Origin of the sequence: Georgenia sp. EYE_87 (assembly GCF_023148685.1) — a bacterium.
In the GTDB taxonomy this organism is placed as follows: Bacteria; Actinomycetota; Actinomycetes; order Actinomycetales; family Actinomycetaceae; genus Georgenia.
Genome location: NZ_JAHXNL010000007.1, coordinates 181,372 through 198,766 on the forward strand (window position 1 = coordinate 181,372; position 17,395 = coordinate 198,766).

18 protein-coding genes and 1 tRNA gene are annotated in these 17,395 nt (G+C 73.8%); 9 read left to right on the forward strand and 10 right to left on the reverse strand.

Annotation, left to right across the window (positions count from 1 at the left end):
• Both KZX45_RS12120 and KZX45_RS12125 read left to right on the forward strand, forming a co-directional pair.
• Positions 1–1,017, forward strand: coding sequence for a VWA domain-containing protein (locus KZX45_RS12120; protein ID WP_248257993.1), 1,017 nt, complete (start codon positions 1–3; stop codon positions 1,015–1,017).
• Positions 1,014–2,126, forward strand: coding sequence for a hypothetical protein (locus KZX45_RS12125; RefSeq protein ID WP_248257994.1), 1,113 nt, complete (start codon positions 1,014–1,016; stop codon positions 2,124–2,126). Before KZX45_RS12120 ends, KZX45_RS12125 begins: the two co-directional genes overlap by 4 nt.
• Positions 2,127–2,133: 7 nt before the next feature.
• Here the strand turns inward: KZX45_RS12125 and KZX45_RS12130 are convergent, their stop codons facing one another.
• Positions 2,134–2,781 carry a TetR/AcrR family transcriptional regulator gene (locus KZX45_RS12130; protein ID WP_248257995.1) on the reverse strand — a complete coding sequence of 216 codons (648 nt, stop codon included), beginning with the start codon at positions 2,779–2,781 and terminating at the stop codon, positions 2,134–2,136.
• 174 nt (positions 2,782–2,955) lie between these two features.
• On the opposite strand from KZX45_RS12130, the gene KZX45_RS12135 reads away from it, so the two are divergent.
• Entirely contained in the window at positions 2,956–3,810 is an 855-nt protein-coding gene (locus KZX45_RS12135) for a hypothetical protein (RefSeq protein WP_248257996.1), read from the forward strand.
• 15 nt (positions 3,811–3,825) lie between these two features.
• Here KZX45_RS12135 and KZX45_RS12140 read toward each other — a convergent pair whose 3' ends face one another.
• The 5 genes from KZX45_RS12140 to KZX45_RS12160 form a co-directional block, all read right to left on the reverse strand.
• Entirely contained in the window at positions 3,826–4,260 is a 435-nt protein-coding gene (locus tag KZX45_RS12140) for a (deoxy)nucleoside triphosphate pyrophosphohydrolase (RefSeq protein ID WP_248257997.1), read from the reverse strand.
• A complete protein-coding gene (locus tag KZX45_RS12145; RefSeq protein ID WP_248257998.1) occupies positions 4,257–4,718 on the reverse strand; it encodes a PPOX class F420-dependent oxidoreductase in 462 nt (153 codons plus the stop codon). Before KZX45_RS12145 ends, KZX45_RS12140 begins: the two co-directional genes overlap by 4 nt.
• A gap of 55 nt (positions 4,719–4,773) precedes the next feature.
• Positions 4,774–5,490 carry a hypothetical protein gene (locus tag KZX45_RS12150; protein ID WP_248257999.1) on the reverse strand — a complete coding sequence of 239 codons (717 nt, stop codon included), beginning with the start codon at positions 5,488–5,490 and terminating at the stop codon, positions 4,774–4,776.
• 176 nt (positions 5,491–5,666) lie between these two features.
• Positions 5,667–7,352 carry an alpha-amylase family protein gene (locus KZX45_RS12155; RefSeq protein WP_248258000.1) on the reverse strand — a complete coding sequence of 562 codons (1,686 nt, stop codon included), beginning with the start codon at positions 7,350–7,352 and terminating at the stop codon, positions 5,667–5,669.
• A 2-nt stretch (positions 7,353–7,354) separates the two neighbouring features.
• Positions 7,355–8,317 (reverse strand): TIGR03885 family FMN-dependent LLM class oxidoreductase, encoded by a 963-nt coding sequence (locus KZX45_RS12160; protein WP_248258001.1) that lies wholly within the window; start codon positions 8,315–8,317, stop codon positions 7,355–7,357.
• Between the two features lie 92 nt (positions 8,318–8,409).
• On the opposite strand from KZX45_RS12160, the gene KZX45_RS12165 reads away from it, so the two are divergent.
• On the forward strand, positions 8,410–9,144 hold the full coding sequence (locus tag KZX45_RS12165) for a M50 family metallopeptidase (protein WP_248258002.1): 735 nt from the start codon (positions 8,410–8,412) through the stop codon (positions 9,142–9,144).
• Positions 9,145–9,150: 6 nt separating this feature from the next.
• Here KZX45_RS12165 and KZX45_RS12170 read toward each other — a convergent pair whose 3' ends face one another.
• Positions 9,151–9,507 carry a helix-turn-helix transcriptional regulator gene (locus KZX45_RS12170; protein WP_248258003.1) on the reverse strand — a complete coding sequence of 119 codons (357 nt, stop codon included), beginning with the start codon at positions 9,505–9,507 and terminating at the stop codon, positions 9,151–9,153.
• A gap of 105 nt (positions 9,508–9,612) precedes the next feature.
• On the opposite strand from KZX45_RS12170, the gene arsM reads away from it, so the two are divergent.
• Positions 9,613–10,440, forward strand: a complete 828-nt coding sequence (gene arsM, locus KZX45_RS12175; RefSeq protein ID WP_248258004.1) for an arsenite methyltransferase — start codon at positions 9,613–9,615, stop codon at positions 10,438–10,440.
• The gene (locus KZX45_RS12180) at positions 10,437–10,667 is read left to right on the forward strand and encodes a hypothetical protein (RefSeq protein WP_248258005.1); all 231 of its coding nucleotides are present in this window, start codon (positions 10,437–10,439) and stop codon (positions 10,665–10,667) included. Before arsM ends, KZX45_RS12180 begins: the two co-directional genes overlap by 4 nt.
• Positions 10,668–10,752: 85 nt before the next feature.
• Here KZX45_RS12180 and KZX45_RS12185 read toward each other — a convergent pair.
• Positions 10,753–10,823: transfer RNA gene (locus tag KZX45_RS12185), tRNA-Gly, on the reverse strand.
• Between the two features lie 138 nt (positions 10,824–10,961).
• On the opposite strand from KZX45_RS12185, the gene dcd reads away from it, so the two are divergent.
• From dcd to KZX45_RS12200, 3 genes are all read left to right on the forward strand, one after another.
• Positions 10,962–11,540, forward strand: a complete 579-nt coding sequence (dcd, locus tag KZX45_RS12190; protein WP_248258006.1) for a dCTP deaminase — start codon at positions 10,962–10,964, stop codon at positions 11,538–11,540.
• Positions 11,537–12,418 (forward strand): hypothetical protein, encoded by an 882-nt coding sequence (locus tag KZX45_RS12195; protein WP_248258007.1) that lies wholly within the window; start codon positions 11,537–11,539, stop codon positions 12,416–12,418. The genes dcd and KZX45_RS12195 overlap by 4 nt, the downstream gene beginning before the upstream one ends.
• 377 nt (positions 12,419–12,795) lie before the next feature.
• Entirely contained in the window at positions 12,796–13,674 is an 879-nt protein-coding gene (locus tag KZX45_RS12200; protein ID WP_248258008.1) for a YsnF/AvaK domain-containing protein, read from the forward strand.
• 72 nt (positions 13,675–13,746) lie between these two features.
• Here the strand turns inward: KZX45_RS12200 and KZX45_RS12205 are convergent, their stop codons facing one another.
• Both KZX45_RS12205 and KZX45_RS12210 read right to left on the reverse strand, forming a co-directional pair.
• A complete protein-coding gene (locus KZX45_RS12205; RefSeq protein WP_248258009.1) occupies positions 13,747–15,036 on the reverse strand; it encodes an MFS transporter in 1,290 nt (429 codons plus the stop codon).
• Entirely contained in the window at positions 15,033–17,369 is a 2,337-nt protein-coding gene (locus KZX45_RS12210) for a (Fe-S)-binding protein (RefSeq protein ID WP_248258045.1), read from the reverse strand. The genes KZX45_RS12205 and KZX45_RS12210 overlap by 4 nt, the downstream gene beginning before the upstream one ends.
• Between the last annotated feature and the right edge of the window lie 26 nt (positions 17,370–17,395).

Genomic DNA, 17,395 nt, shown 5'->3' on the forward strand with positions numbered 1-17,395 from the left:
ATGGTCTGGCCCGTGTGGGCGCTCGTCCTCGTCGTCGGCCCGATGCTGGTGCTGTGCGCGCTCGCGTGGTGGCGCGCGCGACGCACCCGGGACGGCACGGAGCGCGCTTGGCTGCGCCGGACCGGCATGGTCCTGGCGACCCTGGCGATCGGGCTCGCCCCTGCGGTGCCCACGGAGACCGAGACGGTGGAGACGAACGCCGAGGTGTTCTTCGTCGTCGACCGGACCGGATCGATGGCCGCCGAGGACTACAACGGCGACCAGGCCCGGCTGGAGGGTGTGCGTCACGACATCGTCGCCGTCATGGAGGCGCTGCCCGGCGCGCGCTACTCCGTGATCGGGTTCGACTCCCAGGCCACGCGCCAGCTCCCGCTGACCACCGACTCGCGGGCCGTGCGGTCCTGGGCGGAGACGCTGCGCCAGGAGATCACCTGGTACTCGGCCGGCTCGACGATCGACCGTCCCGCGGCCACGCTCACCCAGACCCTCGAGGCGGCCGCGGAGCGCAACCCGGCCAACGTGCGGCTGGTCTTCTTCCTGTCCGACGGCGAGAACACCGACGGCGACAACTCCTCCGCGACGCCGCAGGAGGGCGCCTACGCCCACCTCGACCCGCTCGTCGACGGCGGCGCGGTGCTCGGGTACGGCACCGCGGAGGGAGGGCGGATGCGCTCCTACGACGGCACCGACGCCTCCGGGCCGGGCACCGACGCGCCCTGGATCACCGACGAGACCCAGCCCGGCGCGCCGCCGGCGGTCTCGCGCATCGACGAGACGAACCTGCGCCGCCTGGCGGAGGACCTCGGCGTGGAGTACGTCCACCGCATCGAGCCCGGCCCGGTGGACCAGCTCGTCGCCGGCATCGACGTCGAGGAGCTCGCCGCCGACGGGCGCCGCGAGATCGACACGTTCCGGGACGTGTACTGGCCGGCAGCGGCCCTCCTCGCGCTGCTCACGGCGTGGGAGGCGTTCGAGCTGGCCGCGCGCTGGCGCCGTCTGCGGGAGGTGGCCGCATGAGCGGGCAGCAGCGCGCACCGGGCCGGGGCCTCGGCCGGAAGAGCCCGCGCCCGCCCATCCCGGAGCACCTCGGGCTGCGCCGGCGGATGCTGGCGCTGTCCTCCCCGTTCGTCCTGGTCCTGCTCCTGGCGGGCAGCCTCCTGCTGGGCGTCACCTTCGGGAACCTCCACGCCCGCGCCGCGTACGACGACGCCCGCTACGTGACCGCCGCCGAGCGGTACGGCTACCAGGTGCCGTTCACGTCCGGGGTGATCGAGCCGTGGAAGACCTGGTTCAACGCGGGGACCGCGGAGTTCCAGGCTCAGGAGCACTTCCGGGCCGTCGAGGACCTGCGGGAGGCGCACCGGCTCGTCCCGCCCGGCACCACGGACCGGGACGGCAACCCGGACCCCACGACGCCGGAGTGCCGCGTCCGCACCAACCTCTCCCTGGCCCTGGAGGCGATGGGCGACGACGCGCAGGAGGCGGGGGACCCCGCCATGGCCGTCGTGCACTACAACGAGGCGATGGACACGATCGGCCCGTGCACCTCCGACGGGGAGTCGGAGTCCGACGAGCAGCCCGACGACCCGTCGCAGAACCCGCCGCAGGACCCCGGCGAGGACCCCTCGCAGCAGCCGGACCAGCCGTCCGAGCAGCCCGACGACCAACCCTCCGAGCAGCCGTCTGACCAGCCCTCCGACGAGCCGAGCAGCGGTGGGTCACAGAACCCCGGCGAGAACCCGTCGCAGACCCCGGGTGAGGACCCGAGCCAGCAGCCCGGCGAGGACCCGAGCCAGCAGCCCGGGGAGGACCCGAGCCAGCAGCCCGGCGGTGGCACGCCCGACGAGACCGAGCAGCGTCAGCGGCAGAAGGCCGACCGGTCGCAGCAGGACGCCCAGGGCGGTCGGAGCGGCGAGTCCCAGGACCAGCCGGGCGGTCAGGGGCAGGACGACCCGCAGGGGGGCCCGGGTCCCAGTGAGGAGGACGCGCCGTCCGGCGACGGATCCCAGGAGCCGATCGACCCCAGGCAGCGCGAGCTGGAGGAGCGCAACAGGGAGGCCGAGCGCGACCGCCAGGAGCAGGAGCAGCAGGAGGGCGGCGGGTTCGGCGGCGGCCAGAACTGGTGAGCTGGGGTCAGGCGACCTCGGCCTCGGCCTCGACCTCGGCCGCGCGGAACGCAGCAGGGCTGGTGACCGCGGCACCGACGGCGCGCAGCACGAACTCCTCGGTCGCAGCGACGAACGCGGAGCGGCCCGGCTCCTCCTGCGGCCCGCGCCGCCCGCTCAGGCACGCGTGCACGAGCGGCACGACCGCGTCGAGGTCCTGGGCCGGGATGGCTCCGGCCTCGATGGCGCGGGTGAGGATGTTGCGCAGCAGGCTCTCGACCTGACTGACGTGGGCACGCAGGTCGCGGGCTGCCTCGTGCGAGACGACCTCGCGCAGGTCCGGCCCGGGGGCGAAGTGGTACGCGGGCGCGAGGGCCAGCTGCTGGCGGACGTAGACCCGCAGCTGCTCCACCGGCTCGGCGACCTCTCCCAGCGACGCCTCGAGCGAGCGGACGTACGACGACGTCTCGTGCTCGATGAAGGCCAGGAGCAGTGACTCCTTGTCGGGGAAGTGGTTGTAGACGGCGGTACGACCGACGCCGGCCCGTCCGGCGATGTCCGCGAGGGAGATGGCGTCGAAGCCGCGCTCGGTCATGAGTTCCGACAGCGCGGCGAAGAGCGCGGTGCGGGTGCGCTCGCGGTGCTCCGCGAGGGAGCCGCCGATGATCTTGGGCATGGGACAGATCATGCCACTTGCTGACGAAGATGTACGAATCGTCGTGAAGAAGTTGTCCCAATTGTCGTGAAGGACCTGGCGGTCTGTCGTCATCCGCGTCCCGAGGATCGCTTTTCGGCGCTCCGGGGGTCATGCCCTAATCTCCGACCAGGACCGCCCGAAAAGAGGACCCGCATGACCGGCCCCGACCAGTTCTCCGCCTACGACGCCAGCAACCCAGTGACCCCGCCCGAGGTGCTGGCGCAGATCGCCGAGCACCGTCCAGAGCTGCGCCCGCTCGTGGCGGCGAACCCGTCGACGCCGGAGCCCGTGGCGCAGTGGCTCGGCGGACTTGGCGACGTCGCGGTGGACGCGGCGCTGCGCCGTCGAGCGGGTGCCGACTCCTTCGCCGCGCCCTCGGGCGGAAGCTCCAGCCCGGCGGGCGGTCCTGGTGCGTCCGCGGACCGGTGGCAGCAACCCGACGCGGGACCGCAGACGGCGTACGGTCAGCCCGCCACGTTCACCAGCGGCTACGGCCAGGAGCCGGGTGGGTACGGCCTGCAGTCCCACGGGCAGCAGCCTTTCGGTCAGCAGCCGGGCGGGTACGGCCAGCAGCCGTTCGGCCAGCAGCCGGGCGCCTACGGCCAGCTGCCGGGCTCGTACGGCCAGCAGCCGGGCGGGTACGCCCAGCAGCAGGGCGCCTACGGCCCTCAGCCCGGGTACGGCTACCCGGGCGGGCCCACGGCCGGTCCGTGGACCACCGCGCAGCCGCGGAGGTCCGGCTCGGCGGTGAAGTGGATCATCGCCGGGGCAGCCGTGGTGATCGCGATCGTCGTCGCCGCCATCGTCGCGCTGGCCAACGCCGGAGGTGAGGCGTACGGCGACGACCCGGCCCTCGACGCGCTCTGGGACGCCTGCGAGGCGGGCGACGCCCAGGCCTGCGACGACCTCTACCTGGACTCGCCCCTCTGGTCCGAGTACGAGGAGTTCGGCGGCTCGTGCGGCGGGCGGTTCCCAGGCACGGACCAGTACTGCACCGAGCTGATGTGACGGCGGGACGCGGGCTCAGGCCGTCGCGTCCCGCAGCGCCCTGACGATCGGCCGGTCGGGCTCCAGCCAGTCGAGGTCCTCGAGCGCCTCGCGGCCCACCCAGCGCAGCTCCGCGTGGTCCTGCAGGGGCGCGGCGGCGCCGTCGGTGATCTCGGCCAGCCAGACCCGCATCCTCAGGTGGTCCAGGATCGGCCAGTCGGTGCCGTCGTCGGCCGGCACCTGCCGCCCCAGGCGCACCTGGACCCCCAGCTCCTCCGCGAGCTCGCGGTGCAGCGCGGTCACCGGGCTCTCGTCCGGCTCGACCTTGCCGCCCGGCAGCTCCCACTTGCCGGCCAGCGCGGCGGGCGCGGAGCGGCGGGCGCAGAGCATCGACGTCGGCCGGTCGAGCGAGTCCACGATGGCCGCCGCGACCACCAGCCGCCGGGAGGCCCGCGACTCGCCCCCGCTCACGCCAGCCTCGCAGGGAAGCCGCCGGTGGCCACCGGCCCCCACGACTCCACGGTGACCCGAACCAGGGACTTGCCCTGCTCCTGCATGGCGCGCCGGTACTCGTCCCAGTCCGGGTGCTCGCCCGAGATCGAGCGGTAGTACTCCACGAGCGGCTCGAGCGCCTCGGGCAGGTCCAGCACCTCCGCCGTGCCGTCCAGCTGGATCCAGGGGCCGTCGAAGTCGTCCGAGAGCACGCACAGGGAGGCGCGGGGATCGCGCCGGAGGTTCACCGCCTTGGCCCGCTCGGGGTAGGTGGACACGACCACGCGGCCCGCGCCGTCGAGCCCGCACGTCACCGGGCTCAGCTGCACGCCGCCGTTGGCTCGGTGGGTGAGCAGCACGGCGTGGTGGCGGGCGGCGACGAACTCCTGCATGTCCTCGCGCGAGACGGTCGTCGAGGTCGCGATCTTCCTGGCCATGCCCCGGAGCCTAACGCTGCGGCGCCCGGCGGCCCGGCGGCCCGGCGGCCCGGCGTCAGGCTGCTGCGGCGTGCGGGGCGAGCAGGCTCTCCACCGCGCGCCACTGCTGGCCGGCGCTGCGCCGGCCCGGGCGGTGGAGGTCGCGGACCATGATGCCGCGCGCCGCGAGCTGGCGCCGCAGCAGCTCGGCGTCGCCGTGGGCGCCGTCGGTCAGGGCCGCGGACCGTGCCTCGAGGAGGCGCAGGTCGGAGGTGGTGAGCCCGCCGGCCGGGCACACCGGGACGAACGCGTCGTCGTGCGGGTCCTCGGTGAGCGGCTCCGGGTAGCCGTGCGCGTCGAGCGCCCGGCGCAGGGCGGCGCGGTCGACGTCGAGCCGGACCCGGGCCAGCTCGACGGTGCCGGGACCGATCAGCACGAGGTCCTCCGCCAGCACGACGGCGGAGACGAGGTGGCGGGGCACGCTCACCCGGGCGTCGTCCCACTCGAGGGTGAGGGACCGGGGGGTGACCCGGGCCCGCAGCGACTCGCCGTAGATCGTGCCTGCGAGCAGGACGCCCACCAGCGCGCCCAGCCCCGCCAGGACACCGAGCGCCACCGGCTCGCCCACATGGGTGCCGGCGCCGAGCAGGCCGTCGAAGCCGGTGCTGGCCTGAGCCAGCCACTCGAGGCCCAGGCCGGCCAGCAGGCCGAGCAGCACCCCGGCGGTGGGGTGGCCGACGAAGAGGGCGGTGCGCAGGCGGCGGGGGAGACGGACCGACGTGGCGCCGACCATGTGTGCCTCCTCATCCCGTGCTGCGGCCCGAGCCGCCCGACACGTCAAGCGTGCCGTGCGGGCTCGGGCGGGTGCATCACCTTTTGGGATGAAAGAACCCTGATCCTCTGCTGCCCCGGTCGTAGGGGGCTCCCCCTACGGGCGGGGCCGCGGAACCCTGAGACGCGGGCCGGAGGTCACGGCAGGCGGCGGTCCCCGGGGCGCTGCACCCGCAGCCAGCGGTAGCCGTACCCCTCCAGCGCGAGATCCACGCTGCGGCGCTCGTCGAGGCGGCACTCGCCCTCCTCCAGGAGGTCGACGAGCAGGGTGCCCTCCTCGTCGTCGTCGAGGGTCAGGGGCACCACCACGGACTCGGGGCCGAGGTTGTGCAGCAGCACCATCGACGCCTCGTCCCACGTGCACCGGTGGGCCAGCACGGAGATCTCGGGCTGCTCGAGGACGCGGAACTCGCCCCACCCCAGCTCCGGGCACTCCCGGTAGCGCTGGGCCATGAGCGTGATGTGCCGCAGCAGCGAGTCCGGGTCGTGCCTCGCCGAGGCCACGTTGACGTGCTCCGGCCCGAAGCCGCCGGTGACGACCGGGGCGACGAGCTTGCGCGCCGGGGCGGTGGAGAAGCCGGCGCCGGGCTCGTCGGTCCACTGCATCGGGGTGCGCACGGCCATGCGGCCCGACAGCTCCAGGTTCTCACCCATGCCGATCTCCTCGCCGTAGAAGAGCACGGGGGTGCCGGGCAGCGCGAAGAGGAGGGAGTAGGCCATCTTGAGGCGGCGCGGGTCGCCCTCGAGCATGGGGGGCAGGCGGCGCTTGAGGCCTCGCCCGAAGAGCTGCATCTCCGGCTCGGGCCCGAAGGCCGCGAAGACCTCCTGGCGCTCGGACTCGGAGAGCTTGTCGAGGGTGAGCTCGTCGTGGTTGCGCAGGAAGTTCGCGTACTGCGAGTCGGGCGAGATCTGGTCCAGCGGGCGCTGCTCGAGCGCCTTCGCCAACGGCCGGGCGTCGGCCCGCGCCATCGAAAGGTAGATGGCCTGCATGCCGATGAAGTCGAACATCATGGTCAGCTCGTCGCCGTTGGTGCCGCCGAAGAACTCCACCTGGTCCTCGAACGGCACGTTGACCTCCCCGAGAAGGATCGCCTCGCCGCTGCGGCGCTGGAGGAACTGGCGCAGGGAGCGCAGGTACTCGTGCGGCTCCGAGAAGTCGTGCTTGTCCCGGTCGGACATCCCGAGGTCGTTGAGGAAGAACGGCACCGCGTCCACCCGGAAGCCGTCGATGCCGAGCTGGAGCCAGAACCCCATGACCTTGGCGATGGCGTCCTGGACCTGGCGGTTCGCGATGTTCAGGTCGGGCTGGTGCTTGTAGAAGTGGTGGAGGTACCACTCGCCGGTCTTCTCGTCCTTCTCCCAGATCGAGTCCTCCTGGTCCGGGAAGACCACCTGGTCGGAGGTGTCGGGCGGCGGGTCGGAGCGCCACACATAGTAGTCCCGGTAGGGGTTGTCCTTGCTCTTGCGGGCCTCCTTGAACCAGGGGTGCTGGTCCGAGGTGTGGTTCACCAGGAGGTCGACGATCACGCGCAGGCCGCGGTCCTTGGCGGTGCGGACCAGCTCGACCACCTCGCCGTGGGTGCCGAGGCGCGGGTCGACGCCGTAGAAGTCGGAGACGTCGTAGCCGTCGTCCTTGCCGGGCGTCGGGTAGAACGGCATGAGCCACAGGCAGGTGACGCCGAGCTCGGCGAGATAGTCCACACGCTGGGCGAGGCCGGCGAAGTCCCCCACGCCGTCGCCGTCGGAGTCGAAGTACGTCTCGACGTCGAGGCAGTAGATGACGGCGTTCTTCCACCACAGGTCGGAGGTGTCGGTGATACGCACGGTCAGGACTCCTTCAGGGCGGGGAGGACCTCGGTGGCGGCCACGTCGAGCCACCGGGCCTGCTGCTGGCCGACGAAGTGCAGGTAGATCTCGTCGAATCCGAGCTCGGCGTACTCGCGGATCCACTCCACGTGCTGCGCGGGTTCGGCGGAGACGCGCACCGCGCCCTCGACGGTGGCCACCGTGACGTCGCGGCTGGCGACGTCGAAGTGCTCGGGGGTGTCGGCGTCCAGGCTGAGGGGGGCGTCGAAGACGTTCGAACGCCACTGGTCGTGGGCGATCGCCTCGGCCTCCGACCGGGTCGGCGCCCAGGACAGGTGCAGCTGCAGCGCGAGGGGGCCGCGGCCGCCGTTGTCGCGGTAGGCGGACACCACCTCGCGCAGCTTCTCGTGCGGCTGGTTGATCGTGATCATCCCGTCCGCCCACGCGGCCGCCCGGGCCGCCGTCGGCGCGGTGATCGCGGTCGCGAGCAGCGGCACGGGCTCGGCGGGCAGGTCGTACAGGCGGGCCCGGTCCACCCGGACCAGGCCGTCGTGGCTGACGTCCTCGCCGGCGTGCAGGCGGCGGATGACGTCCACGCACTCCTCCAGCCGCCGCATCCGTGTCTCCTTGTCGGGCCAGCGGTCGCCGGTGATGTGCTCGTTCATCGCCTGGCCGGACCCGAGCGCCACCCAGTACCGGCCGGGAAACATCTCGCCGAGGGTGGCGGTCGCCTGGGCGACGACGGCCGGGTGGTAGCGCTGCCCCGGCGCGTTGACCGAGCCGATGCGCAGCGACGTCGTCGCCAGCGCGGCGCCGAGCCAGGACAGCGTGAAGCCCGAGTGGCCCTGCCGGGAGCTCCACGGGAAGAAATGGTCGGAGGACATCGCCATCTGGAAGCCGGCACGCTCCGCGGCCTGGACGTCCGCGAGCAGCTGGCTGGGCGCTATCTGTTCGTGCGAGCAGTGGAAGCCGTAGGTGGTCACGGCCTCTTGTCTATTGCCAACGGGGCGGGTCCGCCTCCCGAGCGCGTCGTGCGCGGCCGGAGGCGCCCGTCCGCCGGGGGAGGATGGGGCCCGTGGGAGAGACCATGGACGACGTCGGAGCCTGGCTCGCGCAGGCCTGGTCCCGGCTCCAGCCCGGCCCGGTCCCGGCCGAGAGCCCGACGGTCCTCGCAGCGGTGCTGGCCGCCGTCGTCGCCGCGGTCGCGGTGCCCGTGCTGTGGCGTCACCTGCGGGTGGTGGTCACCGTGGTCCACGAGCTCGGCCACGGGCTCGTCGGCGTCCTGCTCGGCCGCCGCTTCACCGGTCTGGTGCTGCGCGCGGACATGTCCGGCCACGCGGTCACGGTCGGACCCGCCCGCGGTGCGGGGCGGGTGGCCTCGACCTGGGCCGGCTACCCGGCCCCCGGGCTCGTCGGGGCGGTGCTGGTGCGGGCGGCCGGCACCGGCTGGGCGCCGACCCTGCTCGGCACGGCCGCCCTCGTGCTCCTCGTCTCGATCGTCCGGGTGCGCTCCTGGTACACCGCGCTGGTCATGGTCGTGCTGACCGCGGGCACGGGCGTGCTCTGGTGGTGGGGGAGCGCGGCGCTGCAGGCGGCGGTGCTCCTGGGCGTGGGCCTGTTCCTGCTCGTCGGGGCGTGGCGCCACCTCGGGGCGCTGCTGGGCAGCCGTTCACCCGGGTCGGACCCCTCGGTCCTCGCCGGCCTGACGCGGGTGCCGCGCTGGTGCTGGATCCTCAGCTTCGCCGTCGTCCTCGGGCTCGCGACCTGGTTCGCGCTCGCCCCCTCGCTGGCGCTGGCCGGTCTCGCCTGACGGCCCTCAGACGCGCGTCGGCGTCGCGAGGACGGTGGCGAGGGAGTCGAGCGCGCCGGGGACCAGGGTGTAGTGGACGTTCACGCCGCGCTTGTCCCGGGTGAGGATGCCGGCGTCGACGAGGACCTTGAGGTGGTGGGACACGGTCGGCTGGCTGAGCTGGACGGGTTCGGTCAGGTCGCACACGCACATCTCTCCGTCCGGGGCCGCCGCGATGAGGGAGAGCAGGCGGAGCCGGGTCGGTTCGGCGAGGGCCTTCAGGCGCCCGGCGAGCTCGACGGCGGCGTCGTCGGCGATCGGCTCGTGGACCAGCGGGGCGCAGCACGGCTCCGCGGCCAGGGGCAGGGTCCGAAGGTTGCTCATGGCGCTCAGGATACCCGTCAAGATTGACCGCTGTCGATATTGACGAGCGTCGATGCCTGTGGCATCGTCCTTACACATCGACGACGATGGATGGAAAGATTCTCGATGAACGGGACGGACGACCTGCGCGAGCGAGTGAGGGTCAGGTACGCCGCCGCGGCCACGCAGGTGCGCGCCACGGGTGCCGGGTGTTGCGGCGCCGGCTGCGGCACCGGTGACGGCGGCTGCTGCACCGCGGAGGTCACCGGCACGGAGGAGTCCTTCGGTGCGCGGCTCTACGGCGAGCGGGACCGCGCCGCGCTCCCCGAGTCCGCCGTGCTCGCCTCGCTGGGGTGCGGCAACCCGGTGGCGGTCGCCGACCTCCACCCCGGCGAGCGGGTCCTCGATCTCGGCTCGGGCGGCGGCATCGACGTGCTGCTCTCGGCCCGTCGCGTCGGCCCGGAGGGCTTCGCCTACGGCGTCGACATGACCGAGGAGATGCTCGGGCTCGCCCGCGCCAACGCCGCCGAGGCAGGCGCGACCAACGTCGAGTTCCTCGCCGGCACGATCGAGGACGTGCCGCTGCCCGACGGTGCCGTCGATGTGGTCATCTCGAACTGCGTCGTCAACCTCTCGGGGGACAAGCCGGCCGTGCTCGCAGAGATGTTCCGCGTCCTCGTCCCCGGCGGCCGGGTCGGCATCAGCGACGTGGTCGCCGAGGACCACCTCACCCCGGCCCAGCGGGCCGAGCGGGGCAGCGACGTCGGCTGCATCGCCGGGGCGCTCTCTCGCGCGGAGTACCTCGACGGGCTGCGCGCCGCCGGCTTCGTCGACGCCGAGGTCACGTTCACCCACGAAGCCGCCCCGCAGATGCACGGCGCGATCGTCCGTGCCCGCAAGCCCCTCACCGCCGACAGCCCCATCGAGGACAGTACGAAGGAGCAGCTCCGATGAGCGACATCTGGCTCTACCTGCACGACGTCCGTGCGCGCGACCTGGAGGAGGAGGCGCGCCGGGCGATGCACCGGCGGGCGGCCGCCGAGCTTCGGCGCCGCGAGCGGGAGCACGCCCGTCGCGCCGCCTGGGCGCGGCTGGTGAGCGTGCTGCGCGGGAGCGAGCGGCGGGTGGTGAGCGCCCTGCGCGGGCGCGACGCGACGCCGGTGCCCTGCCCGACCTGCTGACGGTCGGTAGCGCTCGGTCGCTCGGGGACGGGGCCGGAGACGGGAGAAGCCGCACCGGCGGACCGGTGCGGCTCCTGCTGCTCGGAGCGGGTGACGGGAATCGAACCCGCGCTATCAGCTTGGGAAGCTGATGTTCTACCATTGAACTACACCCGCAGTACGCCTCATGAGTGCGCCGCCACTATACCCAACGACGGGTGGCAAGTACGAAATCCGCGATCCCGGGGCGGCGTGACCTGCGCCGCACCCGGACGGCCGCGGGGCCGGCTGCGAGGCGATGGCAGGATGGGCGCCGTGCTGCTCTCCGACCGCGACATCCGCGCCCAGCTCGACTCCGGCCGCGTGCGGCTGGACCCGTACGAGCCCGAGATGATCCAGCCCGCGAGCCTCGACGTGCGCCTCGACCGCTACTTCCGGTTGTTCGACAACCACCGGTACCCGGTCATCGACCCCTCCCAGGACCAGCCCGAGCTGACCCGGCTGGTCGACGCCGGGCAGGACGACCCGCTGGTCCTGCACCCCGGCGAGTTCGTCCTGGGCGCGACCTACGAGCAGGTGACGCTGCCCGACGACATCGCCGCGCGCCTGGAGGGCAAGTCCTCGCTGGGCCGCCTCGGCCTCCTCACCCACTCCACGGCCGGGTTCATCGACCCCGGCTTCACCGGGCACGTCACCCTCGAGCTCTCCAACACCGCGACCATGCCGATCATGCTCTGGCCCGGGATGAAGATCGGGCAGCTGTGCTTCTTCCAGCTCTCCTCGGCGGCCGAGCACCCGTACGGCTCGGGCGCCAAGGGCTCTCGCTACCAGGGCCAGCGCGGGCCCACCGCGTCGCGCTCGTACCTCAACTTCCACCGGACGCCGGTCGAGTGAGCGCGCCCCTCGTCCGTGCGCTCGCCGAGCCGCACCATCTGCTGGTGCTGCCCGCCGACATCCACCCCGACGAGCTGGAGGCGCTCGCCGTCTCCCGCAGCGAGACGGCAGGCTGGACCGGCGAGGCCGACCTGCGCCTCGCCCCCGGTGTGCACCTGACCGGGCCCTGGTCGCTGGACGCCGGCCTTCGCACGGCCTTCGACCTGCCCGCCTGGTCCGCCGAGGCCTACCTCCTGCGGTGCCCCGTCCAGCGCGGCGGGCCGCTCCCTGCCGAGCTGCGCGGGATCGACCCGCTGCTGGACGCGTTCCCGGAGGGCGTCCCGGTCGGTGTCGAGCAGGAGTCGCTCGACCACCTGCGCGCCTTCGCCCGCCGCCTCGGCGGGGCGCTGCGGTTGGCCGGCTCGGGCGCCGTCGTCGTGCCCGACCCGGAGGCGGCCACCGACCTGACGGTCCTCGCGCCGGTCTGGCTCGACCACGACGCCTGCCTCCAGGTGCTCGAGCAGTCCCTCCCGCACGTGCGCTCCCTCCTCGACGACGTCCCCGACGCCGCGGCCGCGGACCTCCAGGGCTACGGGATCGTCTCCGAGCTGGCTGGCGGCGATCTGGTCGAGCTCATCGCCTCCGGCTCCGCCCGCACGCCCACGGTGCTGCGCGGCGAGGAGTGGGCGGCCGACGGCGTCGTCACCTACGAGCTGCGGTGGCGCCCGGCCCGCCCGGAGACCGCCTTCGCCGCCCGGCCGCCGCTCGGGCAGCGCCGGGCCCGGTCCGAGGCCGCTGCCCTGATCGAGCGGGCGGCCGTCGCGCTCCACGCCGTCGTCGGCGGCGAGATCAGCGACGACGACGGCTTCCTCGTGGACCCGGCCGACCTCGACGGCTGAGCGGTCACCACTCGCGGGGCGGGTCGGCCCGCTGCACGCGCAGGCCGCCGGAGACGCCGAGAGCCGACACGCCGGGACGACACGCCGAGTTCTCGGAAGCCGCTCGACGCCCGTCGACCCAGCGCCGTTGACGCGGTTGCGGCGCGATTGTGGCGCGTCGTCGCAGGTGAGCGGAAAGTGGGGGAAGTCGTGAGAAATCAATGAAAACCGCGTCTGTGGCTGGTGGGACGGCCCTGATGAAGCGATTGTGACGCGTTTCGGGTGGCGCGGTTCCCGGAGGGGTGTCTACCTTCGAACCCGAGGCCAACCTCGAAGCGCACCTCACTCAGGACGGTGCAGCGAGCGTGACTTCCGAACCAGAAGGAGTGCATCAACTGATGGTTACCACCGAGCAGGTCCAGAACCTCATCGACCGCAAGGCCACAGTGCACGCGCAGGACGGCGACAAGATCGGCACCGTCGGTCAGGTCTTCCTCGACGACGAGACCAGCACGCCGAACTGGGTCACCGTCAAGACGGGCCTCTTCGGCACCTCCGAGACGTTCGTGCCGCTGGACCGGGCGACCGTCCAGGGCGACGAGGTCCACGTGCCGTACACCAAGGACATGGTCAAGGACGCGCCCCGGATCGACGTCGACCAGCACCTGAGCGTCGAGGAGGAGGACGAGCTCTACCGCTACTACGGGCTCGACTCCGGCGCGGCGTACGGCACGGCCGGGCACGACACGACCCGCAGCGCCGACTACGACACGCGCAGTGCCGACTACGACACGACCCGCAGTGCCGACTACGACACCACCGCGGGCGTGGCCGGAACGACCGGCGCGGCCGGCACGACCGGCGCCGGCACCACGGCTGCGGCTCACGTGGACCGTGACCGGGACGCCTCCGTGGTCCGCTCCGAGGAGCAGGTGGACATCGGCACCCGTCGCCGCGAGGCCGGCAAGGCCCGGCTGCGCAAGTACACCGTCACCGAGAACGTCACCAAGACGGTTCCGGTCACCCGCGAGGAGGTCCGGGTCGAGCGCGAGCCGATCGCGGCCGGTGACTCCGCCCGCGGAGCCTTCGGTGACGACGAGGCGGAGGTGACCCTGCACGAGGACGAGGTCGTCGTGGACAAGGAGTCGAGGCCCGTCGAGCGAGTCAGCCTCGACACGGACACGGTGACCGAGGACCGCCAGGTCACGGAGGAGGTCCGCAAGGAGCGGGTCGACACCGACATCGACGCCGCCCGCGACCGCCGCGACCGCCTCTGAGCAGAGGGATGCCGCCATCCGGCGGCTCGAACGGGGCGAGGGCCCGGCCACCGGCCGGGGCCTCGCCGTGCGTCAGCGGCGCTGCGCCGGGGTGCGCCTGGCCCTGGCGAGCAGGATCAGGACCGGCACCACGCACAGCCCGGAGACGACGGCGAGCCCGGGGAAGTCCGCCACGGCGAGCAGCGGCCCGGAGACGATCGCCCCGACGGCGGCCGCTGCGTTCATCAGCGCGTCGCCGGTGCCCTGAACGAGCGGTCTGGAGCGGGCGGGCACCGACTGGGACAGCAGCGCGGAGGCGGGCACCGTCACCACCGACCAGCCGAGCCCGAGCAGGAACAGGCCGGTCGCGACGGCCGTCGTAGAGGCGGCGCCGAACAGGTTGACCGCCGCGGCGAGGACGAGGACGCCCTGGCCGGCCACGATGGTCGGCACCTGGCCGAAGCGGTCCGCCGCGGCACCGACCACGGGCGCCAGGGCGAACATCCCCAGCACGTGCAGGCTGATGGTCAGGCCCACCACACCGACGCCGTGCCCGAGGTGCGCCAGGTGCACCGGCGTCATCGTCATCACCGAGACCATCGCCACGTGCGCGAGGACCAGCGACGTCAGCGCCAGCGTCCCGGCGGGCGAGGCGCGGACCTCCCGCAACGCCGCCGCCAGCCCGGCACGACCCGGGACCGGGGGAGCGCCGCCGGGGACGGCGTCGACGGCGGTGTGCCGCTGCGCCAGCAGGAGCGGGTCGGGCCGCAGCCCGAGTGCGACGACGCCGGCCGTCACGGCCAGCAGCACCGCGCCGATCGCGAACGCGCCCGCCAGGGGCGCGAGGCCGAGCCGCTCCTCGACCCATTCGCCGGGGACGCCGAGGTTGGGCCCGACGACCGCCCCGAGCGTGCCGATCCAGACCACCAGCGCGAGGCTGCGCGCCCGGTGCGCGGGCTCCGCGAGGTCGGTCGCGGCGAACCGCGACTGCAGGCCGGCCGCCGTCCCGGCGCCGGTCCCGAGCATGCCGAGCACCAGCAGCACGGTCGAGCCGGTCTGGGCCGCGCCCACCAGCAGGAGCGTGCCCAGGGCCGCCACGGTCCACGCGAGGGTCAGCGACCCGGCGCGCCCCCACCGCGCCGCGAGGGCGCCGAGGGGGAAGGCCGCCAGGGCCGCACCCACCGTCGTCGAGGACCGGGCGATCCCGGCCCACGTCTCCGAGGCGGTCACCTGCTCGGCGAGGAGCACCCCGACCGACGGGGCGGCGCCGATCCCGAGGGTGCCGAGCACCTGTGCGAACAGCAGGGTGGTCAGCGTGCGACGGCGCGCCAGGACGACCTCGGGCAGCTCCAGCCACGCGCCGGGCGGCTCCGGGTCGCTCACTCCCGGTCCTCGCCGCGCCGGACCCCGGCCAGGAGCAGCTGGGCCACGTCGAGGACCTCGACGTCGTCGCCGTTGGCGGCCACGCCGTCGGAGAGCATCGTGGTGCAGAACGGGCACGCGGTGGCGACGGCGGAGGCGCCGGTCCCGGCCGCCTCGCGGGCGCGCTCGACGTTGACGCGGGTGCCGATCTTCTCCTCCATCCACACCCGGGCGCCGCCGCCCCCGCAGCACATGGCGTCCACGCCCGACCGCGGCATCTCGGCCACCTGCACGCCGTCCAGCGCGCCGAGCAGCTCGCGCGGCGGCGCGTACACCTGGTTGTGGCGGCCGAGGTAGCAGGGGTCGTGGTAGGTCACGGTGCGTGCCCCGTCGGCCCCCGGCGCGGGCGGGACGGGGCGGAGCCGCTCCTCGCGCACGAGGCGGTTGAGGAGCTGGGTGTGGTGGACGACCTCGTAGCGACCGCCGAGCTGGGGGTACTCCCGCGCCAGGGTGTTGAAGCAGTGGGCGCACGTGACGACGATCTTCGTGGCGCCGGCCTCGGCGAGGGTCTCGACGTTCTGGGCTGCGAGCATCTGGAAGAGCAGCTCGTTGCCGGACCGGCGCGCGGGGTCGCCGGTGCAGGTCTCGCCGTCGCCGAGGACGGCGAAGGTGACGCCGGCCGTGTGCAGCAGCTCCGCCACGGCGCGGGTGGTGCGCCTGGCGCGGTCCTCGAAGGCGCCCGCGCACCCGACCCAGAACAGGTAGTCCACCTCGGCGGCCGACTCGACGTCGGCGCCGACCACGGGCACCTCGAACTCCAGGTCCTTGGCCCAGTCGAGGCGCTTGCGCGGCGCCATGCCCCACGGGTTGCCCTTGGACTCGAGCTTCTTGAACATCTGCCCGAGCTCGGCCGGGAACGCGGAGGCCATGAGCACCTCGTGCCGCCGCAGGTCGAGGATGTGGTCGACGTGCTCGATGTCCACCGGGCACTGCTGGACGCACGCCCCGCAGGTCGTGCAGGCCCACAGCACGTCGGGGTCGATGACGTCCGGCACCAGCGCGGACGGGGTGGCGGAGACCCCGCCCGGACCGGTCGCGCCCGCGGCGGCGAGCGCGCCCAGGACGTCTCCGGTGTGCGGGCGGAAGCCGTCGCGCCCGCCGAGGGCGGCGGCGACGTCGGAGCCTGCGACGTCGGGGCCTGCGACGCCGGAACCGGCGGCGTTGGAACCGGAGGCACCGTCGGCGCCGGGAGCCGCGGACCCTCCGGCCGCCCGCGCCGCCCGCAGGAACGGCGCCGAGGCGGCCGCGTGGTCGCGCAGGGCGAGCGTGAAGAGCTTGGGGGAGAGCGGCTTGCCGGTGTTCCAGGCCGGGCACTGCTCCTGGCAGCGGCCGCACTCGGTGCAGGTGGAGAAGTCGAGCAGCCCCTTCCAGGTGAAGTCCTCGATGCGGCCGACCCCGAGCGTGGCGTCCTCCGGGAGGTCCTCGAGCGCCGCCACGTCCAGCTCCTGGCCGTCCACGACGACGGGCTGGAGCGGGCCGAGGGCGGGTGCGCCGTCGGGCTCGCGGCGGGCGTAGACGTTGACGACGGCGAGGAACCGGTGCCAGGCCACGCCCATCGTGGGCTGGAGGCCGATGACCACGAGCCAGGCCAGCGAGACGAGGATCTTCACGGCGGCGACCGCGGCGACGGCGCCGCCGAGCACACCGCGGTCCACGCCGGCCAGCAGCTCCCCGAGCCAGGCGGTGAGCGGGAAGTGCAGCGGCGTCGCGAGCGCGACCTCCGCCGGGCCGCCCCCGGAGAGCCACGCGTGCTCGAGGGCCCGCAGCGCCAGCACGCACACGACGACGACGAGGATGACCGCCTCGACGACGTAGGCCTGCCAGCGGGTGGACCCGAAGAACCGGGACCGGCGGGCGCCCTCGACGGGCTCACCGCGGTCGGGCTGGGTCCGGAGCCGGAGCAGGACGAGCCACAGGATCCCCGCCAGGCTCAGCCACGCGATCGCCTCCGTCAGCCACTCCCACGGCGGGAGGTGCCCGACCAGCGGGAGCGCGAACCCCGGGTCGACGAGCTGGCCGTACCCCGTCACGAGCGTGAGGAACAGCACCGGGAAGGACACCATCACCGCCCAGTGCGCGACGCGGACCGCCGGCCGGTGCTGGAACCGTCCGTGCCCGAGCACCTCGGTGACCAGGGTGAGGGTGCGCCGCCCGGCGGGCGCGAGCCGACCCGGGGCCGGGCGGCCGACGCCGACCTGCCGCACGACGGCTGCCGCACCGCGGACGAACACGGCGAGGGCGACCACGGTGGCGAGCGCGACGATCACGAGCAGAACGGTCTGCAGCACGGCGATCCTTCCGGCCGGTGGGGCACGGCACA

Coding starts and splice junctions, on each gene's coding strand:
- KZX45_RS12180 (WP_248258005.1), top strand. CDS start 10,437: ATGAGCGACATCTGGCTCTACCTGCACGACGTCCGTGCGCGCGACCTG.
- KZX45_RS12170 (WP_248258003.1), bottom strand. CDS start 9,507: ATGAGCAACCTTCGGACCCTGCCCCTGGCCGCGGAGCCGTGCTGCGCC.
- KZX45_RS12200 (WP_248258008.1), top strand. CDS start 12,796: ATGGTTACCACCGAGCAGGTCCAGAACCTCATCGACCGCAAGGCCACA.
- arsM (WP_248258004.1), top strand. CDS start 9,613: ATGAACGGGACGGACGACCTGCGCGAGCGAGTGAGGGTCAGGTACGCC.
- KZX45_RS12130 (WP_248257995.1), bottom strand. CDS start 2,781: ATGCCCAAGATCATCGGCGGCTCCCTCGCGGAGCACCGCGAGCGCACC.
- KZX45_RS12145 (WP_248257998.1), bottom strand. CDS start 4,718: ATGGCCAGGAAGATCGCGACCTCGACGACCGTCTCGCGCGAGGACATG.
- KZX45_RS12125 (WP_248257994.1), top strand. CDS start 1,014: ATGAGCGGGCAGCAGCGCGCACCGGGCCGGGGCCTCGGCCGGAAGAGC.
- KZX45_RS12150 (WP_248257999.1), bottom strand. CDS start 5,490: ATGGTCGGCGCCACGTCGGTCCGTCTCCCCCGCCGCCTGCGCACCGCC.
- KZX45_RS12135 (WP_248257996.1), top strand. CDS start 2,956: ATGACCGGCCCCGACCAGTTCTCCGCCTACGACGCCAGCAACCCAGTG.
- KZX45_RS12120 (WP_248257993.1), top strand. CDS start 1: ATGGTCTGGCCCGTGTGGGCGCTCGTCCTCGTCGTCGGCCCGATGCTG.